The organism is Mesorhizobium sp. P5_C1, from assembly GCF_054049815.1.
Window position 1 is genome coordinate 1 of sequence record NZ_JBFULQ010001002.1, and the last position, 1,241, is coordinate 1,241.

The 1,241-nt window shown below is 58.1% G+C and carries 1 protein-coding gene and 1 pseudogene; both read right to left on the bottom strand.

What is annotated here, in order from left to right; translation table 11 throughout:
• Positions 1 to 353: 353 nt before the first annotated feature.
• On the bottom strand, positions 354 to 488 hold the full coding sequence (locus ACXJ7R_RS33375) for a hypothetical protein (RefSeq protein ID WP_457155517.1): 135 nt from the start codon (positions 486 to 488) through the stop codon (positions 354 to 356).
• Between the two features lie 268 nt (positions 489 to 756).
• Positions 757 to 1,241, bottom strand: a pseudogene (locus tag ACXJ7R_RS33380) (hypothetical protein); the annotation flags it as partial.

Sequence of the window (1,241 nt, forward strand, 5' to 3'; positions counted from 1 at the left end):
TATGGCGAGTCCACCAGGACGATGTTCCGAAATTGCACTCGAACGTTGCATCGAAGTCTCCTTGTTTACCGATTAATCTGCTCGACGGCGGTTCGGTCCGCCACGCATGGAGAGGAAATGCGCGTCGATCCATCAGGTTCCGGCTTGTACGATGAAGCGGGGTGACGCTCGGGGGATTTAAAGGGGTGAACGACCGCCGGGACATGCTGCCCGGGCATATGGAGTGTCGAACTGCGCTGATGGTTGTTTTTGTGCCGACTTTCCTCGTGACACCTCGACACCAGCAGATTTATGAAATTCTACCTATCTAGCTGGACCCGGCCCGTTCCCGTCGCCTGGTCCGCAACGCCTGATCATCCACATTGCACCTGCTTCGGGACCAAGGTCACGCCCATGAGGGGATGCCCAAAGACATCGACGCCGATGTCGTGATCGAAATCAGCAGTCTGCTGGACGACAGCCCGCTTTTCGTCCCAGTCCGGGTTCATGAGCTTGCTTCCAAGGTGAGAAAGAAGGGTCAAGACCGGTTTGCCGGACCTTTCGATCGAGGAACTCATCGTGGAGATGGCCTCTGTACGTCAGCTGGCCATGGCCTTTGATCTGCCTGGGTCGGAGAATGTCGTGCAGATCCCGAAACGCCGTCCGCGCCGCTAGCATTGCTTTCTGAGATAGAGTTCGCCGAGGCACTGGCGGACTGCAGATCGATCTGGCCCCTTCTCCATCACCCGGGTTCATGCCGACAAAAAGCGAACACCATTACCCTGCGGCGGRGTGCCTACGAAAGGCATCACCAACGCCAAGGCATTGAGTGAGGCGGCGATGGCGTGCGAATATTCCTAACTGGCGCCGGAGCAGCTCCCAGTTTTCGGGCAGAACGGTCCAATTTCGGGTCGCCTGATTGATCGGATAGGTCAATGTCCAGAGGGCAAATTGCGTGGTGCCGATACTAAGAAAAGCGACAACGACCAAGCCGGAAGATTCGCCTAGGCGTCTCATCCTGTTTCCAGCCGACGACTGACGCAACATGCATCGATGGAACCAATACTGGGCCGGCTCCGGCAATGTCGGGTTCGCTCCGACCTGGTCGCCAGGATCCGGCTCGTCGTCGCTGCATGCGGGCAGCGCGACAAGCGATCCGCGCAAAAGACCGAGGCCTGCCGCCCGCCGGATACACCTGTTGAAAAACAGCCGGGCAATCATTCGACCACCTCCACTCGAGCACGGCTGGATCTCCATCCTGT

Excerpts from the sequence above, each read along its gene's own strand:
- ACXJ7R_RS33375 (WP_457155517.1), bottom strand. The coding sequence starts at position 488 with ATGAACCCGGACTGGGACGAAAAGCGGGCTGTCGTCCAGCAGACTGCT.